Origin of the sequence: Gordonia hankookensis (genome assembly GCF_014673215.1) — a bacterium.
Taxonomy (GTDB): Bacteria; Actinomycetota; Actinomycetes; order Mycobacteriales; family Mycobacteriaceae; genus Gordonia; species Gordonia hankookensis.
This window is the reverse complement of the sequence record NZ_JACWMS010000001.1, coordinates 1,228,169-1,248,231: the sequence shown is the minus strand read 5'-3', so window position 1 is coordinate 1,248,231 and position 20,063 is coordinate 1,228,169. Positions and strand designations below refer to the sequence as shown.

The window sequence follows — 20,063 nt, the reverse complement described above, 5'->3', positions numbered from 1 at the left end:
TCATGTCCAACTCGGTAGGGCGGGACGGTCGATCCATGGCTCCGATTCGTGATCGAGGGCCGCGGTGTCTGCGTCGACCATGATGCGGGCGAGGTCGAGGGCCTTCACGGTAGGTCGCCACCCGAGAGCGCGCTCAGCCTTGCCCGCATCGCCGATGAGGGCGTCGACCTCGGTGGGGCGCAGGTAGCGCTCATCGAACCTGACGTGCTTCTGCCAGTCGAGGCCAACGTGATCGAACGCCGTGGAGAGGAAATCTCGGACCGTGTAAGCGCTTCCGGTCGCGAGTACGAAGTCCTCTGGGGTGTCGGCCTGGAGCATCCGCCACATGCCCTCGACATACTCCGGTGCGTAACCCCAGTCGCGCACTGCATCGAGATTTCCCAGGTAGAGAGTCTGTTCGACGCCGGCTTTGATCCGAGCGGCCGCGCGTGTGATCTTTCGCGTGACGAAAGTTTCGCCGCGGCGTGGGGATTCGTGATTGAAGAGCAGGCCGTTGACCGCGAACATGCCGTACGCCTCGCGGTAGTTTCGGGTGATCCAGTACGAGAACACCTTGGCGATGCCGTAGGGAGACCTCGGATAGAAAGGTGTGCCCTCATTCTGTGGAGGCGGGGAGGCGCCGAACATCTCCGAACTGGATGCCTGGAAGAAGCGGCAGTCGACCCCCGCGAGCCGAACTGCTTCCAGTACCCGAACCGATCCGAGCCCGGTGATGTCTCCGGTGTGCTCGGGCTCGTCGAAACTCACACGGACATGAGACTGAGCGGCGAGATTGTAGATCTCGTCGGGATCGATCTCAGAGATGAGGGGTATCAGTCTGCTCCCATCGCTGACGTCGCCGTAGTGCAGGAAGAGTCTCGCGCTCGGATCATGGGGGTCGACGTACATGTGATTGATCCGGGATGTGTTGAATGTCGAAGATCTACGGATGAGGCCATGGACCTCGTAACCCTTCGACAGCAACAGTTCAGCAAGGTAGGAGCCGTCCTGGCCGGTGATGCCAGTGATCAGTGCCTTCTTCACTTCGTCCTCATCATGATTGCTGCGTTCGACGCGATGGCCGAGGTGCGGGAACCGACGTGTGGATGCTATCGCAGACAAGATGCGCCTGACGTCCTTCGTCGTGAACATGGTTCCCTCACATCTGCCACGGACGTCGTCTATGTGGTTGCTGCCCAGCACAGTCCGACGACGATCCAACCGCTTCAGCAACCTCCGTGCAGCGCTGCACGCGCGAATCCGGCGGTCTGGTACCCGTACTCCCGCACCCAACGAAGCGCCGACACGTGCGTGGGGCTGTCCACCATGATCAGTTCTGCGTCGACGCAGTGCTCGAGGATGTATCGGGCACGCGATATGTGTGGACGGAAGGTGACCACAATGATGGTGCGCCAGCCGTATTGCTTGGCGAGCCGCCCGAGTTCGCGGGCCTCACCGCTTGTCGTCGGTGGATCGGGCACAAAGCAGTGCAGTGTGAAGCCCGGATGTGTCTGGGCGCAGTACTCGGTGAGCCACGGGTCCGCGGCGCCGATCGGGTTGGATACCGCGACAGCAGGAGCCCAACCAGCGGCGGCGAGTTCGAACGCGTAGGGGTATCGCTCGTAGCCAGGCCCACCGAGCACCATGATCGCGTCGGCGTGGCGCAGTTCATCTCGTTGAGGGAAGACATAGACCGGCACGCCGGCCGCGATCACAGCGATCACCGTGAAGTAGATCGTCCACATCGTCCGGCGTAGCCACCTGTGCCGCGGTGTCTGGGTATCGTCACGGGACGGGCCCGACGCGGTATCGTCTCCGCTCGATTCCACGTCGCCATTGTGCCTGAGCCTGCCGGGGTTCGACGGGTAAGCAGCCGAGGTCATGAAAGGTTTTTGCGGATTTCGCCCGAGTGAGGTGAAGCGATCGGCGGAGCGCACGATGTCGTCGAATCGAGTTGTTGGCCCCAACGTGCTGTCCTACGCTCGAACGAGGACCTCGGTCGCCGCCATGACGAGTTGTAACACGGTGGTCGGCGCGGTCGATGGATATCGCGGTAGGCGCGAATCGCCCGCCGCGGCAGGAGGGTCGGATGGTTGAACCTGCAGTGCGCGCGCCGTCCGGCCCTGCCACGCGAGCAGCGTCGGACATGACTGGAGCCCGATGGTGACACCGCCTGCCATTCTCATACCTGCCCACAACGAGGCGGCCGTCATCGAACGCTGTCTGAGTGCCCTCCTGGCCGATGCCGAGGACACCGAATTCGAAATCTGCGTCGTGTCGAACGGTTCAACCGACGACACGGCGGATGTGGCAAGGCAGGCCTTGCAGAATCGGGCGTGGTCGAGCGTGGTGGAATTGCCAAAGCCCTCGAAGATCGAGGCATTACGGACCGGGGATGAGGTTCTTCATGGCTTCCCTCGCGTTTATCTCGATGCCGACGTCGTTCTGTCGACCGAAGCGGCACGCGATCTGATCGCAGTCCTCGCCGCCGCCGACGCCCCACGCGTTGCGAGCCCGCACATCCGGATCGACGATCGATCTTCTCCGTGGGCCGTCCGAGCCTACGATCGTGTCTGGCTGCAGTTGCCATACGTCCGGAAAGGCTTGATCGGATCAGGGGTGTATGCGGTCAACGAGGCCGGATGGGTACGCAAGGGCGCCTTTCCGGACGTCTTGAATGACGACGAGTATGTGAGGTCGATCTTCGGCGACCATGAGCGGCTGAACTCGGCCGATTGCTTCACGATGTGCGCTCCGCGGACGGTTGGTGCACTGATCAGACGTCGCGCCCGGGTTGCTGTGGGAAATGCAGATCTCATCGACCGAGTTCCTGCCAGCGGTCGTCGTGACACCTCTCTCGGGTCCATTCTGTCTGCCGTCTCCGCGTCGCGTGTCCGGCCCTGGGATGTCGGCGTTTACCTCATCGTGACGACAGCTGCGATCATGCTCGCCCGAGTTCGGCGGATCGTGGGCACGTCCAATGAATGGTCGACCGATCTCACCTCGCGAGTTGATACCTAGTGATGTCCCGAGGCCTCAGCAGGCGAGTGAGTGAAGCGATACCTGGCCGCACGGATGAGAAATCGCGGATTGCCGATGACGTATCGGCCGAAGAGTCTGCGTGGTTCGTTGAGCAACCGGAATACCCACTCCAGGTGGGCCTTTCGTGCAAGGCGTGGTGCTCGAGGCACATTGTTCGCGGCAAAGTCGAGGAACGCGCCGACAGCGACGGATACCGCCACGGATGTGCCGGAGAGGTGTTCGAGCGACCACTTCTCCTGCAAGGGGCACCCCATTGCGACAAACACCATCTTCACTCGGCGTTCAGCGAGTTCCTTCAGTACATCGGCGACCCCCTCGGGGGAGACGAAACCATGCGACGTGAACTCGATCATCAGTCCCGGGATGCGAGCCTGCAGATTGCGGGCGGCAGCCTCTGCGACTCCCGGTCGCCCGCCGATGAATGCGACGCGGTCACCACGTTCGGCGGCTCCCTTGAGAATCTCTGGGCTGAGATCTGTGCCGTTCAGATTGTCGGGGAATCGAACACCGAACATTCGGGCGGCCATCGAGACGCCGACGCCATCGTTCAGAACAAGCGATTGTCCCTGCAGGACAAGGCGATACCCGGGATCGTCGGCGGCGAGATTGAGGACGTGCGCATTCGCGAAAGCCACGAAGGTGGAACGGTCGCCCTTGGCGAGCTGCGCGATCCGGGCAAGGGCGTCGCGGCGTGAGAGCACATCGACGGGGACGCCCCAGAAAAAGAGTCTGCGGGGTGCGGCCGGAGACTTCAACGCATGCTCCCTCGCTTCTGGTCGGAACCTTGGAAACCCGGCGTGAACAGTACTTTGGGACTGCGGAGCACGCAATGCACAACCAGCGGCGACAGCGTGTCCAGGAGGCCGTGCAGTGACGTCGGGCCTGGGGCAGCGCGCGATGCGCGGGGTGGTGGTGACGCTCCTCGGTCGGTGGGGAAACACGATCATCATGTTGGTGTCGTCGGTCGTTCTCGCGCGATTACTGACACCGTCGGATTTCGGAATCGTCGCGATGGTGACCGCCGTAAGCGGGTTCGTGGTGATCTTCCAGGACTTCGGGCTCAGTTCCGCGGCTGTTCGCGCCCGTGACCTGACTCCACCTCAGCAGATGACCATTTATCTCCTGAATGTGTTGATGGGCCTCGCAATTGCGGTGGTCGTGTTCCTCCTCGCGGCTCCGCTGGCATCCTTCTACCACGCGCCCGAGGTCGCCAACGTCACGCGGGCGGTCTCGCTGACCTTCCTGTTCGCGTCTCTGGGCGGTCAGCCGCAGGCCAACCTCCTGCGCGACCTGCGTTTCGGCGCCATCACCCTCACCCACTTGGGCATCGGGATACTCCAGTTCGTGGTCACCGTCGCGCTGGCGTTGTTCGGACTCACCTATTGGTCGCTGGTGATCGGAAACCTGGTCTGGAGTCTGAGCGGAGCGGTGGTCCTCTTCTCGTTGTCGCGAATCCGACTGTGCCGGCCTGCGCCGTTTCGAGAGGTCCGGGAGCTCGTGACCCAGGGGGCGCAGATCACGGTCATCCAGGCGACGACCTATCTGTCCGGGCGACTCGACGTGGTCGCCGTCGGCCGTTTCCACGGGACCGGTGAAACCGGCTTGTACAACCGGGCTTCCCAGGTTGTCGGCCTCGTGGAAACACAGATCATGGCTGCCGTGTCGTCGGTGGCACTGACTGTACTGAGCAAACTCCAGGACGAACACGAGCGGTTTCAATCGGCGTTGGAGCGGGCGGTGTCAGTGATGAGTCACGTCTTGACCCCTGCCTTCACGATACTGAGCCTGGTCGCCGTCCCCGCGGTGACGATGGTCTACGGCTCTCAGTGGGCCGCGGCAGGAACTCTGCTCGTGGTCCTCGCTCTCGCAGGAACGATCCGCGGCTTCTTCGTCCTCATCGAAGTCGCTGCAACCGCCATCGGGCAGATGAAGCGCCAGATCGTCGCGGCAGTCGCCACACAGGTTGCCACGGCTGGCGTCTTGTTCGCGGCTTCTGCCCACAGTGTGTTCGCAGTCGCTGTGGCATACGTCTGCGCAACCTTTGTCACGGTCATCGTGAGCGGTTGGTGGATAGCGCGGGGAACATTCATCCGTGTCGGTGGCGTGCTCAATGCCTTCTCCCGGCCATTTGCGGCATGGTCGTTCGCCTACCTGGTGGCGCGGCTCGTGGTCGGGGTGGACGAAGGGGCCGCCTGGCCCCGCGCGCTCCTCGCGGTCGGAGTGGAGGTGGCCGTGGCGGCGGCGATCATCGCGGTGTCCCGGCCACTGAGAACCGAGGTGAGGGTGTTGTCTCAACTGGTATGGCGGGCAGCACGCAGGCAGCGAGATGAGGAAGTGCTGTGACGGTAGCGGATGAATTGGAGTCGGCTTCAGATCGTTCGGGTCCCGGCCCCGAGGTCTCGGTCATCATGATCACCTACAACGCAGCGGGCTGGACGCAACGCTCGCTCGCTGCTGTCGGCGCCGCGTTTTCAGAGCGCAACTATGAGCTCATCATCCTCGACAATGCATCGACGAGTCTGGACCGGGATGAGCTGACACGATGGGCGGGGCCGCGTGCGACCGTCGTCTTCTCGGACACGAACCTGGGGTTCGGACCGGGATGCAACAGGGCGGTCGAGCGCGCGCGTGGCCGATACCTGTTGTTCCTCAATCCCGATGCTGTGATGGAGCCACGGTGTGGGGATCTTCTCGTCCGGTTCTTGGAAGAGGACCCGCGACGAGGAATCGTGGGTGGCCGGATCACCGCGCCGGACGGAGAACTGGACTACGGATCGTGCTGGGGACACCAGACCGTCTACAGTCTCGCGTGCTTTGCGTCGGGATTGTCCACGGTGTTACCCCGCAACCGGGTGGCGAATCCGGAAGGGCTCGGTTCGTGGCAGCGTGACAGCGTGCGCCAGGTCGGGGTCATCACGGGTTGTCTGATGCTCATGACGCGGCAACTGTTCGAAGATCTCGGTGGTTTCGACGAGAGATTCTTCATGTATGGAGAAGATGCTGACCTGTGCTGGCGGGCAGGTCAGCTCGGATACCGACCGTCGATCACGCCCGACGCACGTGCCGTGCACGCAATCGGTGCATCGTCCGCGAGCGTCGTGGCCAAACAGGTCCTCCTGTTCCGCGGAAAAGCGACTCTCATCACCAAGCGGTCGGCCGGATTGAGGCTCCGCATCGAACTCGGACTTCTGCAGACGGGGGTGTTCCTGCGGGCAGTGCTGGACCGGCGGTTCGGCGTTCGGCGCTCGCGTGGATGGAACGGGCTGTGGCAGCAAAGAGCGGAATGGCGCCGAGGATGGTGATCACCGGGTGTCACATGCGCTCGTCGCCTACCGTGATGGGCACAGCGGCCACCGCGGTGCTCGACGGCCGCCGACGACGCGGATCCCTGACGAGAGGATGTAACGCTGCCAGGGGCGCGGGGCGATGAAGATCTTGTCGGGAAGGCGTGCGGAATAATGGATCTGTTCGATGTATCGCGAATAGCATTTCGTCGGTGGTGGGTCACGTTACCCGTTATCGCGCTCACGTTGTTGTACGCGTATTCGGAGTACTCGAGTGTACGACCGCAGTACTATTCGACGTCCGTCGTCGGGATCACCGCCCCCAGTGTGAAGGTGATTCCGGCTACCAGGTCGGATGGTTCCACACTCACGACGAGCAACGGATTGACCGATTCAGGCGGGTATCCGCTCTTGGCAAACCTGCTGTCCACTGCACTTGTTCAGCCCGACATCACCACCAAGGTGGTCGCCGGTGGCGGCACCGCGCCGGTGACCACCGGTGTGAAGACCGAGCAGAGCGGCGCGGCGGTTCCGATTGTGGAGATCACCGCCACTGGCGAGAGCCCTTATGCGGTCATGCAAAGTGTGAAGCTCACAACGCAATACTCCAACCAAGCACTACGCAACATCCAGGTTGCCGCGGGAATTCCGCCTGGGCAGATGGCCACGACATTCACGGTTGCCGACGCTTTCCAGCCCATTGGTGGAATGCCGTCCAGAACTCGCAAGCTCATCGCGACGCTCCTGATCGGCGTGCTGCTTGCCGTTGTGCTCGCGGTGGTTGTCGACGCGGTCCTGCGCGCGGTCGGCAGACGTCGGACAGGATCGGGACGCGACGCGGACCCGAAGGACGGTGTGGCCTCGGAAGATGCAGACGGGACGCATGAGGCCGTTGACGGCCCATCGGCCGGGATTCGCTCGACATGACAGCCGGCGCGACGACGCGCCGGCGCGATGCCACGTTGCCGATCACACTGATCGTCTTCGCATTCGTACTGCTGGCGCTACCGGCTGAGGCCGTGATTCCCGGCCCGCTGCGCGGGAACGGTTCTCCTGCGCGGCTACTCGGGCTGGTCATGTTCGCGATCGTCGCGATTTCGCTTCTGGTACCGGCTGTTCGCGGTGACGGGCAGGTCGTGCGCCTGAGGAGTCTCGCCACATCGCCGAAGATGGTTGCGGTGGCGATGATGATGGCGTATCTCGCGCTGCGGTTGGTCATCTACGTTCACGGAGCCACGAGTCCGTCGGATCCGCCAGACGCGGCGGCTACGACTCTGCGGTTCTTGCTCACCACGGCAGCGTGTTTCGGCATCGTGTTGTACACCATCTCGACGGTCACCACCGAGCGGATTCGGGACGCGGTGTTGTTCGCGGTGCTCGCCGGTGGAGCGATCTCGACCGTGATCGGCCTGGTTCAGGGCCTCGCCAACATCGACTATCGGACACTGCTTGTCCCGCCCGGCTTCACATTGCTGACCGAGACGCAACTTGCGGAGCGCGACGGATTCACCCGAGTCATCGGGACCGCCGGACATCCGATCGAGTTTGCCGTCATGGTGTCAGCACTTCTGCCGATCGCCTTCCACTACAGTCGATTCGCGGCGACCCCCATGACGCGCCGAATTGCCTATGTCGGTGCCGCGCTGCTTCTCGTTGCCGTGCCGGCGAGCGTGTCCCGGACGGCGTATGTCACCCTGGTCGTCGCACTCGTGATCTACCTGCTGGCTCAGCCCGTCAAGTTCATCGTCGCCGGAATCTGTGCCCTGGTGGCCATCGTCGGCGTCTACTTCGTTGTCGCCCCTGACCTGTTCGACGCCGTGATCAGTTTGTTCACCGGGGCATCGAAGGATCCCAGTATCGAGTCGCGAACGGACGACTATGCGTACGTGGGAAAACTGTTTCGCGAGGAACCATTCTTTGGTCATGGACCGGCGAGCACGATCCCCCAGCACAGCCGCTATCTCGACAACCAATGGCTCCAGGAGCTGGTCATGGGGGGCATTGCCGGAGTGGCAGCGGTCATCTTGCTGATTCTTTCATGCCTGATCGGGCTGACTGTCTCATCTCGTCGGGCGACCGGCCGCTCGGAGCGTGATCTCGTGTTCGCCATCGGTGCGTCGGTGGGCGCCATTCTCGTCTCGATGTTTCTCTTCGACACATTCGCGTTCCCTCAGGTCACATATCTCTTCTTCTTGCTCATGGGAATCGCATGGACGTTGGTCCCGGAGCGCGATCGACAGTCTGGGACCCACGCAACCAGGATCGGTGCTGCGGCGTGACCCCAGACGCAATCGTGGTCGCAATGGTGTCGGACACGTGGGTGGATGCCGAACGGCGAGATTTCTACACGACGGAGGATCAGTTCATTCTTTCCGCTCTCGACAAAGGCTCGGTCCGCGAACTTCTTGTCGCCGATCATCCGAGAGGCATTCTCTCTCAGCTCAAGCGGCGGGCCGCGGGTGAGCGCCCCGCGCCGTCGACTTCGTTCCTGTCGGGGGTGCGCCCTTTGACGGTCCGGACCGAACTGCCCGACAGCGAGAAGGCGGTGACGCGCCGTTACCGGATCTACGACCGACAGGTCGATGTTGCGATGAAGCGACGGCACATCACTTCGCCGGTCCTCGTCACGTTCAATGTCTGGCACGCAGCGTACGGAAACCACGAAAGCTATCGGCGGGTCTACTTTTATGCCCAAGACGATGAGCGGGAGTTCCCGGAGACCAGCGCGGCGGTGGCCCGGCGCCTCGACCGCGCCTACCAGCTGGCAGCGGAGCGAACGAGAGTGGTTGCGGTCTCCCGAGTCCTCCTGGATCGCATCGGCGGAGTCCCGAACGGGGTGGTGGTGCCGAACGGCATCGATCCGGCCTTGTGGCTGAGGGCTCCTCGCGGGGTGCGCCGCGACGAACGAGGCGCGCCCGTGGCTGCGTACGCCGGAACGATCGACAAGAGGCTCGACGTCGATGCAGTCCGCGAACTCGTTGCCAGCGGTTTCGTCGTCCGGCTTGCCGGGCCGGTGGCCGACTCTGAGGTCGGCGCGGACTTGAAGACGATGCCTGGTGTCGAGCTGGTGGGAAATCTCTCGCGAACCGGGGTTGTCGAACTGCTCATGAGCTCCGATGTGTGTTTTCTCGCGCACCGGCGTTCCAGGCTCACGGAGTCGATGTCGCCGCTGAAAGCCTACGAGTACGCGTGCTCGGGTCGACCTGTCGTGAGCAGCCGGCTGGCCGGTATCGAGGGGGATCAGGTGTTGCGGCAAGCGGTTCGATTCGTGGATGACGGTGATGATTTCGGTGCCGCGGCGTTGGCTGCGCTCGCGACGGGGCCGATCGCGGAGGACGAACGGATCGCGAGAGTCGAAAGCCTGTCTTGGCGCAAGCGCCACTCCTCATTGCTCGAGGAGATGCTGAAATGACACAGCGCGGGCGTGAGGTGATCGTTGTCCTGGGCGGGACCACATTCGACGATCACCAGCTCTACGATCAACGAATCGCCAGAGTGTTGGCCGACCGCGCCGACATCGTGTTCGTCGAGCCTGCACGGACTATCGGGCGGCCACATTGGCGGCCGACAGTTGGCACGCGCGAGAACGGGCGGCTCACGGTGTTCTCCCCGGTTCGTGCCCCATTCGGCGGCTGGTGGCCGTCGTCGGTGATCAACGGACCGCTGATCGCTGTGCAGATCTGGGCGTTCGTGCTCAGGGGGAGAGCACCACGCGGCGGCTTGAGATACCTGGTCATCGGGATTCATCCGAGTGCGTGGGCGCTTCTGCCCAAGGGGCGCTCTGTCTTCCTGATCCTGGATGACTACCTCGCGGCCAGCGCGCTGCTGGGAATGTCTGTGCGCCGGATACGTAATGAGTTCAAGAGGATGATGCGGCACGCGGACCGGGTTGTCGTCGTGTCGCCTCATCTTCAGCAGCAGGTACTGAAACGAGGCGTACGTTCTACGGTTGTCCCGGCGGGATGCCTCCTCCCGGCCCCCGCAGCACCCGTGTCCGGGGCCCGGTCGGATCGTCCGGTCGCGGTGTTCATCGGTTTGCTTTCCGACCGAATCGACTTCGGTCTGATGGACTGCCTCGTCGACGACGGATTCGATGTTCTCTTCGTCGGCCCTGTGCAGGAGACCTTTTCGAAGATGGGCGAATGGCTCGCTCTGTCTCGCAAGGACGGGTTCATCAGGTTCGAGCCGCGCCGGGACGAGGCGCTGAACGACATCATCAGACAGGCCGATATCGGGCTGATCCCGTACGCCGACACAGAGTTCAATCAGTCGAGCTTTCCACTGAAGACGTTCGAGTACCTGGCGTGTGGAAAGCCCGTCCTCTCGAGCGCTCTGTCGTCCATGCGGTGGCTCGACTCGGACGTGGTTGTCACCGCCTCAGGCGTGGAGGAGTACCGGCGTGCCGCGCGCGATCTGTACGCCCGAACGCAGGACCCGGAGGTCGCCGAACGATGTCGTGCACTCGCTTCTCAGAACACGTGGGAGAAGCGGGGCGAGGCATTCGCCGAACTCTTCGAGCTACCCCGACCAACGGCTGCCCGGTGAGCGCGGGCGCATCGCTGTGCAGACAGGACAGCTCAGGCTGCCAGGCGATTCCTCAGTCTCCCCAGGCCGTCTTTTCCGAACAGACGCATGATGATGCCTTTGGCGGCGGCACGCCCTGATTCACGAACAAATCGGCTGGGACGCTCGAGTAGGAGGTCTGCCATCTGTTCTCGTGGGGTTGGCGCAGCCACGCCGTCGAGCAATCCCACGAACCGTGATCTGTACGGGCTCGGTGACACGAGCTTGCCTCGGACCCGATTACTCACATTTCTGGCGTGAACGACCTGGAGCCACGCGGGTTCGGCATCAACCACGACGACCGGCATGCTGGTGCCCAGCAAGTTGTGCCAATCGCTCCAACATGTGCGCGCACCGTCCCAGAGTTCGCGGACCGAGCAAAAAGCATTCGAACGATCATTGCGCAGGTACAGGAGCCGAGATTGAGTGATCAATCCGTTGGCAAGGTAGATGGCCGTCCGGGACGACCTGGTGACCGCGGACTGGATCTGGTCGATGAAGTCGTTCGCAAGCCCGTCGTCATTGTCGAGATTTGTGGTGATGAGACAGGATCGGTTGTCACCGACCACCGACCGGATGTCGGCGAGGAGCTGCGCATTGCTGACGGACTCCCGGAAGATCGCCGTATATGTCGTCCCGTGCGTGTCGATGCGCTCCCGGAGCCACTGCGGTGAGTCCGGATCGAAATAGATGATCCACTGGAAGTCGGTGTTGGTCTGAGACCGAACTGAAGGCAGGCAGTAGCGCTCGAAGAGCGCGACTCGGTCACGAAGCCACCCGTCCTGTGCACGGATGACACCTTCGGCACCGACCGAGGGCAAGTTGAATCTGGTCAGGAGAACATGATCGAGATCCTGCGTCATCTGCCGCTCCATCGCGCCGGTTCGACTTGTTGCCACACCTTATCTTGAGCACACCCGGCGATATGTGTAGACAGGACTGCTCTGCCGACACACCTGCCGGACCATGCCGCTGATCGGTCCTTCGTAACCTCTTGCTGCGGAATGACGATGAATCCCCCACACGTACCACGCCGATCCGACCCATACTGGAGCGGCATTACGGGTGCCGACCCCAACTGACCGATGGGCGGAGCGAAATCGGTTCCGTGCTGTCGACCAGAGCCCGGTTCTCGATCGTAAAAGGTCGATTGACGTGGCTGTATACGATGTGTTTCGGAGGTAGTCGTCCTGAATGGCCGCACAATGATGCGTATCACGATCATCGGGATCAACTATGCGCCCGAAACAACCGGGATTGCGCCGTACACCGCGGACCTAGCCCGTGGGCTGGTCGCGCGCGGACACAGCGTCGAAATGTTGACAGGACTGCCGCACTACCCGTCGTGGACGGTCGACCGGCGGTACGCCGGCAAGCGTGAATACATGGAACTCGATTCAGGCGCACGTATCCGTCGGCTTCGTCACTATGTCCCGAGGCGCCCTCGCGTGCTGGGGCGGATACGCATGGAGTTGAGTTTTGCGCGAGCCGTGTTGCTACGACGCTGGCAGCAGAATCCTGACCTGGTCGTGACCGTCAGCCCGTCATTGATCACGGCGGTGCTCGTCGTCCTGCGGGCGCGATTGGCCCGTGTGCCGGTCGGCGTGGTCGTTCAGGACATCTACAGCGCAGGCGTCCACGAGATCGGTGGTGCGCCCGTCGCGGTCTCGTGGCTGCTGGCTCGCATGGAAACCCGCTCGATCAATCTGGCCGCCGGTGCCGTCGTCATCCACGCCAGATTTGTGGACACCCTCGCAACGATCGGTGTGCGGAGGGACCGCCTCACCGTGATTCCCAACTGGACACATGTGGAGCGACACGGGGTCGGTCGTGGGCGTACGGATGTTCGTGAGGGTTTCGGGTGGGGCGAGAACGAGATCGTCGTCCTCCACACGGGCAACATGGGTATGAAGCAGGGGTTGGAGAACGTCGTCGAGGCCGCGCGGATCGCCGACGAGAAATCCCTCGCGATTCGTTTCGTGCTGATGGGTGACGGAAACCAGCGGGACGAACTCGAAAGGCTGGGTCGCCGGCTCGATCGACTGCAGTTCATCCTTCCGGTGCCCGACGATGAGTACATGTCCGTGCTCGATGCCGCTGACGTGCTCCTGGTGAACGAGCACCCTGGGCTCACTCAGATGGCACTCCCGAGCAAGCTGACTTCGTACTTCAGCGCCGGAAGGCCTGTGCTTGCGGCGACGGAGGCCGACAGTGTGACCGCCGCGGTGCTCAGAGAATCAGCCGCAGGCGAGCTCATCGGTCCCGGTGACCCGGAGGCGTTGTTGCGTGCGGTGTTCGCGTTGGCCGGCAACCCCGCCCGACGTGCCGAACTCGCGGAAGCGGGACAGATCTATGCATCGAAGATGTTCGATCGAGAGGCCGCACTCGACAGGTACGAGAGTTGGTGTGCGCGTCTGTCAGACGTACCGGTGCGATCGGCGGGCCGCCGATGAAGGTGCTTCATGTGGCGTCACTCTTCGACGCAGCGGGCGCCTACGGCGGCCCGGCGAGGGTTGCGCTCAATCTGACTGCTGAACTGTCTCATCGAGGTCACGTGGTCACCCTGGCCGGCGCGACCTCGGGCTACGACGTGGTGCCTGGCTTGGTTGATGGTGTTGCATGTCAATGGTTTCCCGCGAGGACAGTGGTCCCCGGTGTGGGCTTCGCGGGGCTGGCCGCGCACGGGCTGTTGCGAAAGATCCGGGCCGAGATAACGGAGTACGACGTCGTCCACGTTCATCTGGCCCGTGACTTCGTGACACTCCCGGTCGCACTGATGGCGCGCCATCATAAAGTGCCCTACGTCGTGCAGCCCCACGGGATGGTCGATGCCTCGTCCCGACTCCTGGCGGTTCCTCTCGACCGGCTGTGGACGCGTCCCGCTCTCCGCGGCGCAAGCCGCGTACTCTATCTGACCCGAACCGAGCTTCGACGGCTGGAGGAGTTCGGTGGACACGCGCTGCCGGTCGCGCTGCTCGGCAACGGTGTTCCGCCTGCCGGGGATCGGGCGTGGCCGGTTGGCCCGGTGCCGGAGGTGATCTTTCTCGCCAGACTTCACCCGCGAAAGCGGGCAGCGGCATTTGTGCGAGTTGCCCGCCGGCTCCTCGAGGACGGCGTGTCAGCCAGATTCGCGGTCGTGGGCCCACCTGGTGGCGCCGAACGTGAAGTCCAGAACGAGGTCGCGGCAGCGGGTTCTGACGCCATTCGATACGAGGGGCCGATAGCTCCCGACCATGTGCCCGCCCGGCTGGCGGCAGCGTCGCTGTACGTTCTGCCATCCGTCGAGGAGCCCTATCCGATGTCGGTGCTGGAGGCGATGGCGGTGGGCAGGCCGGTTGTCGTCGGGCGATCGTGCGGACTGGCGGAGGCGGTGGAGCGCCACGGATGCGGCGTCACAGTTGATGATTCAGAAGAGTCTCTGGCACAGGCGATTCGGTACTACCTCGACAATCCGGATGAGGCGCGGTCGGCCGGTGGGCGCGGCCTGGTGGCAGCGCGCACCGAGTTCGCCCTTCCATCGGTCGTGGACAATCTGGAACGTATCTACCACGAGGTCACGTCAGCGTCGGAGGTTCGACGATGAGGATGTCGGTGATTCCGGGCTTCCTGCGGGCGAACCTCTGGTTGCTCCTTTTCGGCGCGGCGATCGGCACAGTGTTCGGCGGTGTCGCCTCGTCGCTCACAGCTTCGACATTCGAATCGACTGCCACTGTCATGACGTCCGCCGACAGTGGCCCGCTCGACCAAGGCGCGCTTGGGCGCGTACAGTTCCTCGACTCGCGGGTGGACGAATACGCCGCGCTCGCAGTGACGGACTCCTTTGTGCAACGCGTCGTCACGATGAACAACCTCAGGGTATCGGCGGGAGACCTGAGTGACCGCCTCTACGTGGGTTCACCACGTGGCACGGGCCTGCTCGACCTCACGGTCCGCGCGAGCTCCCCGGTCGTCGCCGCCGACCAGGCGAACGCTGTTGCACGCGAATTGACCAAGGTGATCCCGGAGCGGGAGAACCTGTTGCCCGTGCGCGCAACGGTTGTGGCGACGGCGCCGGTGCCGAGTGCGCCGTTCAACAACAGCCCGTTGCTCTACCTGGTCCGCTATGCGGTGGCCGGGCTCACGGTGGCCCTCGGCGCTGCGCTGTGGCGGTCGTACTCGCAGCGGTCGATGATCGGGAGGTCGCGATGATCATCGGCGAGCTGATCGGGCGGGTACAAGGGATACTGTCCTCGGTTGTCTGGCTCCTTCCACCGATCCGCGCAAAGAACCGTCTGCTGCGCGCACTCGGCAACACCGTGGCAGCCGACGTCCGGGTGGGACCGAATCTTGTTCTCAGATGTGGTCGGTTCACACTCGGGAGTGGCGCCAGCATCGGCTCGATGAACGTTTTCCGGAATCTCGGTGCGGTGTCGCTCGGAGATGAGGCATTCATCGGCAATTGGAATCAGATCACGGCAGCACCGGCCTATCAGAAGTACCACCGCGAGGCAGGCCGGTTGTTCCTGGCCGACGGTGCGGGCGTCGTCAATCGCCACTATCTGGATTGCTCGGGTTCTGTGCGCATAGGTCGCATGTCGATGATCGGTGGAATCCGCTCGATCATTCAGTCACATGAGCTCGATCTGTACGACAATGCGACGAGCATCGGGACGATAGACATAGGGGAGTACGTGTTCACCGGGACTGCGGTGCTGGTGTTGAAAGGTGCGCGAATCCCGGATCGGACGGTGGTGGCCGCCGGGGCGACATGGACCGAACTCGACGACGACGCGAGTCCCGGACTGTACGCAGGAACGCCTGCGAGGCGGTTGAAGGCGATCGACGACGCTGCGTGGATGACCCGCGAGCATGTGCACACACCTGTCACGGGAAAGGACGACTCGTTCATGACCGAGCATGAGCGACCGGTACAACAACCAGCCGATGCCGCAGCGAAGCCGACCCGCCGCCGACGACGGTTCCTTGGAGTACGCACCATCGGTTGCTGTGTGGCTGTCGCACTTCTGTTCGGCCTCGGTGTTGCCGCGGCGTCCGCGACGCAGTGGAGGACCGATGATGCGCTTCGGGTGCAAACGTGGGATTTCACCCCGGTGCACCAGGGCCTCGCAGGACTCACGGTCATCGACCGGAACAGGAACCTCTCGGGCGTGGCCATCGGCGACTCGGGACTCGGGCACGGCGCTGCCCGCGCACCGGACGCCGCCGTCTATCTCCAACGTGAGTTCGCCAGTCCGGTCGGCAGGATCGGTGCATCCGTCGATTTCGGGCGATCGGGCAGTGGTTCTGTTGCACTGGTGCTTCCCGCACGCGGGCTACCTTCTGCCCCTGCGAGGTTCGACAGTGACTTCCCGAATGCCGGGGTGCACCTTGTCGTCAATGCTCGTACATGGGAGATGTCGGTGTGGGAACGGTCTTTTGGGCAACGTACGCTGGCCTCTGGCTCGTTCGACCCCGTTCTTGTCGGAATTCTCAGCATTGATGTCACACGTCGCCGTGACACGGTGCACATCGCTTTACCCGATGGGCGGATGGAGTCGGTGTCCGATTCACGGATCGGGTCGTATTCGGGTCGGTACGCGGTGTGGGAACTGTTCGAGAACAACGCCGGTGATGTCGGCGCCACCCTGACCCGGATCTGGGCGGCGGACTGATGGCCCTCACCTTTGCCGTCGCAGCGGTGGTCATCGTCCTCATCGCCGTGGTGCCGTTTCCACGGCCCGCCGACTTCGACGGCGAAGAACTTCGGGTGATCGTTTTCGTCGTCGCGATCACTGCGTGGCCGATGGCATGGACATTCCTCTTCGGGCCGATGTTTCTCGGCGGCCCGGGATCCCACTTCTTCCCGTTCATCTGGTTCGCCCCGGCCATGTGTGTCGCGGTCGTGATCCTGGCCGCGAACGTCAATGCTCCCGCCTGCCGCGTCCGCATCCCCGTTGTCCTGCTCATGACGTTGCTGCCGATGAGTTTGCTACCGCTCGTGAACGATGGACGAGGCGGCGAAGTATTGCGCTGGGGCGTGTGGGTGGTTCTGATGCTTGCAGTGTTGACCACGGGCCGCGGCGTCCGACTGTCCGCCGTCGCCGTCGGATGCCGGATAGGCGTCTTGTTGACTGCGCCGAGTATTGCGGTTGCTGTCGTCTGTGAACCGGATGTCGTGGTGGCCAACTGTCGCGTGGACAAATGCGGACTCGCCGGCCATGCGATCACGTCGCCGTTCTCCGGAAACGGGAACGTATTGGGTCTGACGCTCGCGCTGATGCTGCCGTTTGCGCTCGCCGGCACTCGAGTGGGCCGGGCGGCGATGCTGGTGCTCGCAAGCGCCCTCCTCGCCGACCTCGCGGGAAGCCGTACGGCGTTGCTGGGTATCGCCGTGGTGACTGTCCTACATTTCGCCCTGCGGGTGGCCTACGGTCGAATGCGCGATGTGATCCTCGCGCTCGGCCTTTTCAGCACTCTCACGATCTCCCTGATGCCAGCGGTTCTCGTGTACGGCGACGAGGCGTTCGCCCTTCGGGGAGTGTTGTGGAACCGTGCCAAGGCGATGATCGTGGACTTTCCGCTATTCGGACAGGGCCCGACCGCGTGGGAACACTTCGGTTTCTCGTCGATCATCAAGGCGAACTATTCACCGCACAACGCCTGGCTGGACATGGGCGTGTCGGTCGGGCTGTGGGGGATTCTCGTCGTGGTCGGATCAGCGGTGCTGCTTGTCTGCCTTGCATCGAGACGTGAACGCGAGACGCTCATTGTGTACTTTTGCGTCCTGCTCGCGATATCCACCCTCGAGTCCGTCTTCGTTCCCTACTTTCTCGGAATCGTCGCCCCGTTTGCTGCGCTCCTTCCGTTCTTTGTGGGCCGAGGCGACTCGGCCTTCGGTGCGGAACCGAAACGCGACATATGGCTCGGGATCAAGGCTCTCGGCAGGAATCAGGATTCGATCTCGGCCGTTGTGCAGGCCGATCGCATTCGACAGCCGGGAAGAAATCTGCAACGGCGCCCGGCAGCCGTCGATCAGGAGGAGATGTTGTGATCAGTTTGCTGAGCACACTCGTACGTCGATGGCCGTTGGTGCTCGCGTGTGGCCTGGTCGCGTTCCTCATCCCGATGCTCATCTCGATAACGGCGGCCGACTCATATCGCGCGACCACGAGACTGTTCGTGGCAACGACGGCGAAGGACGTCACATCGGCGTATCAAGGGACTCTCGCGGCCCAGGCCCGAATACCCACCTACCTCGTGCTGGCCACGGGTCCTGAGTTGATGAATCGTGCGGCCCAGCAATCCGGAGAAGACATCACCGGCGCGGAACTTGCCCGGACCGTTACCGTCTCCTCGGCACCAGGAACCGTCCTGATCGATGTATCCGCGACCGCCGACTCCGCTCAGTCGGCTGCTCGTAGGGCGCAAGCAGTGGCGGATGAGTTGCTGGGGCTGGTGTCGGAAGCGGAGAAACCCATCGACGGCGCAGGCGGTTCCATCGGCCTGCTGATTCTCCAGCCCGCGGCCGCAGGCATCGAGAAGATCCCCGCCATCGACCCTCTGAAGGTGGCGATCTTCACGATCGCGGGGCTCGCCGTAGGTGTGTTCCTCGCCCTGGTGATCCCGGCTCGCTTCAGGCTATGGCCGTCGCGGTCGAGGCGGCCGCGATCCGGCCAGGTGTCCGACGACAGGCCGTCGAATGACGCACTAGCCGACAATGAATCGGGCGACCACCCCGACGAACGGGCTGTCGGTGACACGTCCACAGAGACTGACGTGATGGTCAACGAGGCCGGCAAGCACGAGAAGGTCGACGGTGTCTGACGACGATGCGCGGGCATCGGCGCGAGATCTGTCGGCGTACACGGGCACCGGTATCGACCGGGGGCGCCCCATGTGGGTACGCGGCCTGTGGCTGATGGTCTCGACGTCGATCCTGATGCGGTGGTGGGTCCCGAACCGGGTCCGCGTGGCGGTACTCCGGTTGTTCGGGGCGTCGATCGGCGGCGGCTGTATCGTCCGTCCGCGGGTCCGCATCGACATGCCGTGGAAGTTGAGCGTCGGCGATCATTCCTGGATCGGCGAAGGCGTGTGGATCATCAACCCCGAGTCCGTGGCGCTGGGTTCGAACGTCTGCGTGTCGCAGGAGGCCATGCTGTGTTCAGGCGGGCATGATCCGAATTCGCCCAGTTTCGAGCGGGATTCGTCGCCTATCAGGATCGAGGACGGAGTCTGGATCGCGGTCCGCGCCACAGTGTTGCGAGGCGTCACGGTCGGAGCGCAGTCGACGATAGGTGCCGGGACCGTGATTGCGAGTTCGGTGGGTCCGGGCCACGTGGTGATCCGGCGATGACATCCCGACCGCAGCCCGGCTCTCTCAGTGTCATCATGCCCTCGTTCAACCCGGGGCCTTATCTGTTGCCCGCAATCCGCAGCGTCCTCGCGCAGCTCGGCGTCCACGACGAACTCGTGGTGCAGGACGCGTTCTCGACCGACGGCAGTCGTGAGTGTCTTGAGGCCATCGGACGCCAGGATGCCCGCGTGCGGTGTGTGTTCGAGAGGGACAGTGGTCAGTCTGACGCGCTCAACCGATGCCTCGACCGTGCGATCGGAGAGTGGACGATCTGGCTCAACGCCGACGACGTCGTGGTCGACGGCGGCGTGGCAGCGATCCGGCGGGTGATTCGCTCCTGCGACGATATCGACGTGATTATCGGTGGGCACCAGATCATTCGTGCGGATGGTTCGTTGGTGGACAACTACTCCGGTCATCTACTGAGGGTCGACCGGCTGGTGGTGCGGGGATGCTCGGCGTTCTCCGGTTCCATCGCGATGAAGACCGAGTTCCTTCGGAGCGTCGGAGGCTTCGACAACCATCTGCATGCAGTGATGGACCTCGAACTGCAGTTCCGGATGGCCGCCCGTCTGCCCAGACAGGTTGTGATCCCCGAGCCGGTCGGCGCGCTTCGGTTCCACGAGGGGTCAAAGACGGCCAACGTGTGGGCGCAATTCGTGCGGGAGAGTCATCGGGTCCGATTGTCATACGCCGATTCCTGGCGGATACGAGCACGCGGGTTGTTGGCCACGGCGATCCATGTCGCCACCCGGCCGGTCTTCCGTCTCCGACTCACCGCAGGCTATCGGAGAGCGCGTCGGCTCCTCGTCCGAGCCGGCTCCGTGACGGGGTAGCGGTGCAGCCGGTTCACCGCATCGGCG

General features: G+C 63.4%; 19 protein-coding genes. 15 read left to right on the top strand and 4 right to left on the bottom strand.

Going from position 1 to position 20,063, the window contains the following annotated elements:
- Window positions 1–1,023 (bottom strand): GDP-mannose 4,6-dehydratase, encoded by a 1,023-nt coding sequence (gmd, locus tag IDF66_RS05555; RefSeq protein WP_190265980.1) that lies wholly within the window; start codon window positions 1,021–1,023, stop codon window positions 1–3.
- Between the two features lie 182 nt (window positions 1,024–1,205).
- The gene (locus IDF66_RS05550; protein ID WP_317628595.1) at window positions 1,206–1,808 is read right to left on the bottom strand and encodes a YdcF family protein; all 603 of its coding nucleotides are present in this window, start codon (window positions 1,806–1,808) and stop codon (window positions 1,206–1,208) included.
- Between the two features lie 331 nt (window positions 1,809–2,139).
- On the opposite strand from IDF66_RS05550, the gene IDF66_RS05545 reads away from it, so the two are divergent.
- Window positions 2,140–3,000 (top strand): glycosyltransferase, encoded by an 861-nt coding sequence (locus IDF66_RS05545; protein ID WP_190265979.1) that lies wholly within the window; start codon window positions 2,140–2,142, stop codon window positions 2,998–3,000.
- Here the strand turns inward: IDF66_RS05545 and IDF66_RS24115 are convergent.
- A complete protein-coding gene (locus IDF66_RS24115) occupies window positions 2,997–3,536 on the bottom strand; it encodes a WecB/TagA/CpsF family glycosyltransferase (protein ID WP_388000415.1) in 540 nt (179 codons plus the stop codon). The two genes, IDF66_RS05545 and IDF66_RS24115, sit on opposite strands and share 4 nt — an antisense overlap.
- Before the next feature lie 355 nt (window positions 3,537–3,891).
- Between IDF66_RS24115 and IDF66_RS05535 the strand changes: the two genes are divergently transcribed.
- From IDF66_RS05535 to IDF66_RS05510, 6 genes are all read left to right on the top strand, one after another.
- Window positions 3,892–5,364 carry a lipopolysaccharide biosynthesis protein gene (locus tag IDF66_RS05535; protein WP_190265977.1) on the top strand — a complete coding sequence of 491 codons (1,473 nt, stop codon included), beginning with the start codon at window positions 3,892–3,894 and terminating at the stop codon, window positions 5,362–5,364.
- Window positions 5,361–6,323, top strand: a complete 963-nt coding sequence (locus tag IDF66_RS05530) for a glycosyltransferase family 2 protein (RefSeq protein WP_190265976.1) — start codon at window positions 5,361–5,363, stop codon at window positions 6,321–6,323. The genes IDF66_RS05535 and IDF66_RS05530 overlap by 4 nt, the downstream gene beginning before the upstream one ends.
- Before the next feature lie 366 nt (window positions 6,324–6,689).
- Window positions 6,690–7,232, top strand: coding sequence for a hypothetical protein (locus IDF66_RS05525; protein ID WP_190265975.1), 543 nt, complete (start codon window positions 6,690–6,692; stop codon window positions 7,230–7,232).
- Entirely contained in the window at window positions 7,229–8,584 is a 1,356-nt protein-coding gene (locus IDF66_RS05520) for an O-antigen ligase family protein (protein ID WP_190265974.1), read from the top strand. Before IDF66_RS05525 ends, IDF66_RS05520 begins: the two co-directional genes overlap by 4 nt.
- Window positions 8,581–9,717, top strand: coding sequence for a glycosyltransferase (locus tag IDF66_RS05515; RefSeq protein ID WP_190265973.1), 1,137 nt, complete (start codon window positions 8,581–8,583; stop codon window positions 9,715–9,717). Before IDF66_RS05520 ends, IDF66_RS05515 begins: the two co-directional genes overlap by 4 nt.
- On the top strand, window positions 9,714–10,850 hold the full coding sequence (locus IDF66_RS05510) for a glycosyltransferase (RefSeq protein ID WP_190265972.1): 1,137 nt from the start codon (window positions 9,714–9,716) through the stop codon (window positions 10,848–10,850). The genes IDF66_RS05515 and IDF66_RS05510 overlap by 4 nt, the downstream gene beginning before the upstream one ends.
- Window positions 10,851–10,882: 32 nt before the next feature.
- Here IDF66_RS05510 and IDF66_RS05505 read toward each other — a convergent pair whose 3' ends face one another.
- A complete protein-coding gene (locus IDF66_RS05505; RefSeq protein WP_190265971.1) occupies window positions 10,883–11,731 on the bottom strand; it encodes a glycosyltransferase in 849 nt (282 codons plus the stop codon).
- Window positions 11,732–12,073: 342 nt separating this feature from the next.
- Between IDF66_RS05505 and IDF66_RS05500 the strand changes: the two genes are divergently transcribed.
- From IDF66_RS05500 to IDF66_RS05465, 8 genes are all read left to right on the top strand, one after another.
- Window positions 12,074–13,321: a glycosyltransferase family 4 protein gene (locus IDF66_RS05500; RefSeq protein ID WP_190265970.1), complete on the top strand. Its 1,248-nt coding sequence runs from the start codon at window positions 12,074–12,076 to the stop codon at window positions 13,319–13,321.
- Window positions 13,322–13,332: 11 nt separating this feature from the next.
- The gene (locus IDF66_RS05495; protein WP_190265969.1) at window positions 13,333–14,451 is read left to right on the top strand and encodes a glycosyltransferase; all 1,119 of its coding nucleotides are present in this window, start codon (window positions 13,333–13,335) and stop codon (window positions 14,449–14,451) included.
- Window positions 14,452–14,453: 2 nt separating this feature from the next.
- Window positions 14,454–15,056 (top strand): YveK family protein, encoded by a 603-nt coding sequence (locus IDF66_RS05490; protein ID WP_190265968.1) that lies wholly within the window; start codon window positions 14,454–14,456, stop codon window positions 15,054–15,056.
- 191 nt (window positions 15,057–15,247) lie between these two features.
- Window positions 15,248–16,519, top strand: a complete 1,272-nt coding sequence (locus tag IDF66_RS05485) for an acyltransferase (protein ID WP_190265967.1) — start codon at window positions 15,248–15,250, stop codon at window positions 16,517–16,519.
- Entirely contained in the window at window positions 16,519–17,898 is a 1,380-nt protein-coding gene (locus IDF66_RS05480) for an O-antigen ligase family protein (protein ID WP_190265966.1), read from the top strand. Before IDF66_RS05485 ends, IDF66_RS05480 begins: the two co-directional genes overlap by 1 nt.
- A complete protein-coding gene (locus IDF66_RS05475) occupies window positions 17,895–18,671 on the top strand; it encodes a YveK family protein (RefSeq protein ID WP_190265965.1) in 777 nt (258 codons plus the stop codon). The genes IDF66_RS05480 and IDF66_RS05475 overlap by 4 nt, the downstream gene beginning before the upstream one ends.
- On the top strand, window positions 18,664–19,200 hold the full coding sequence (locus IDF66_RS05470) for a DapH/DapD/GlmU-related protein (protein WP_317628594.1): 537 nt from the start codon (window positions 18,664–18,666) through the stop codon (window positions 19,198–19,200). Before IDF66_RS05475 ends, IDF66_RS05470 begins: the two co-directional genes overlap by 8 nt.
- Entirely contained in the window at window positions 19,197–20,036 is an 840-nt protein-coding gene (locus tag IDF66_RS05465) for a glycosyltransferase (RefSeq protein ID WP_190265964.1), read from the top strand. The genes IDF66_RS05470 and IDF66_RS05465 overlap by 4 nt, the downstream gene beginning before the upstream one ends.
- Window positions 20,037–20,063: the final 27 nt, after the last annotated feature.